We start from the raw sequence: 1,493 nt of genomic DNA, 5'->3' as shown, positions 1-1,493 counted from the left end.
AGCGACGAGGAGGCTCCCCGGCACGCCCGCGGAAAGCGAAGTGCCTGGAACGGAAATCAACAGACAAGATTAACACAGCCTTTTAAAAAGAAAACTTTTTAACTAAATTGGAGAATTTTTTCTGTCGATTAATGCCGAATCAAATCGACTCATATGATATAATTATTTTTTGACGAGATAAATAAAGTGATTTTTAATAGATGGGAGAGAGAACGATGAGCGAACATGCCTCAGGCAAAAAAGAGCGATTCCAACTCTTGCTCCAGCAGCTGCAATTAATCGAGGATGCTGTTGTAGTGCATTTCAACAATGCGCAAATAGATAGGTTATTAGTTGAAAAAAAGAATCGAAAGTGGCATTTTCAATTTTTACTCGAAAATATCCTTCCCTATAATATCTATGTTCTGTTTACGACACAACTTGAACGGACATTTTCAAATATCGCCACGATATCTTTCCAAATAAATGTAACAAATCAAACCATTTCATCTGAATTAATAAGAGATTATTGGAGTTATAGCATTCAGCAAATAGATGGGATTGCTCCGCCGCTTTTAAAACTGTTGCATGAACAACTCCCTGAAGTGAATGGAAATAAACTAACAATTACGGTTCGTAATGATACAGAAGGACTTGCTTTAAAGAGGAAATATGGTGAGGTAATCTCAAAAATATATCAATCGTTCGGGTTTCCTAGCCTTTCAATAGAGACGGACCTGAAAAATGTAGAAAAAAGTGATGAATACCAACAATTTTTACTTGCTAAGCAAAAAGAAGATCAAGAACGTGGACTGCAAGCAATGGTGGAATTGCAGAAAAAAGAAGCTGAAAAGGACCAAGCTTCGGGTGATTTGCCATCTGGACCACTTACTATTGGTCTCACGATTAAAGATAATAACGACTTCCGCAGTTTGATTGATATTATCGATGAAGAAAGAAGAATAGCGGTAGAAGGGTACATCTTTGATGCTGAGATTCGTGAACTCAGGAGCGGTCGATCCCTGTTAACCTTTAAAATAACTGATTATACAAGTTCCATCATGGTAAAAATGTTTTCACGAGACAAAGAGGACGCTGCCCTCTTCCAATTGGTCAAGAAGGGAATGTGGGTAAAGGTTCGAGGAAGCATTCAAAATGATACCTTTGTCCGTGACCTCGTCATGATAGGAAATGATATCAATGAAATCAAACCGGCAGGTCGGAAGGATACGGCTCCAGAGGACGAAAAACGGGTTGAGTTGCATCTTCATACCCCGATGAGTCAAATGGATGCTGTTACACCTGTTAGTGCACTGATAGCCCAGGCGAGCAAATGGGGGCATAAAGCAATTGCCGTAACCGATCACGCTGTTGCTCAATCCTTTCCTGAGGCATATGGTGCAGGGAAGAAAAATGATATTAAAATTCTTTATGGCGTTGAAGTAAACTTAGTAGATGATGGAGTGCCAATCGCTTATAATGATGCTCACCGTCAGCTTACCGATGATACTTAT

At 39.5% G+C, this 1,493-nt stretch carries 1 protein-coding gene; it reads left to right on the top strand.

Features of this window, described 5'->3' with window-relative positions:
• Positions 1–215: 215 nt before the first annotated feature.
• The coding region (locus V7659_RS11530) for a PolC-type DNA polymerase III N-terminal domain-containing protein (protein ID WP_335540133.1) at positions 216–1,493 on the top strand (1,278 nt) is incomplete at its 3' end.

The sequence above is a fragment of the Neobacillus drentensis genome (genome assembly GCF_036966985.1).
In the GTDB taxonomy this organism is placed as follows: domain Bacteria; phylum Bacillota; class Bacilli; order Bacillales; family Cytobacillaceae; genus Neobacillus; species Neobacillus drentensis_E.
This window is presented reverse-complemented; position numbering and strand designations above follow the sequence as displayed.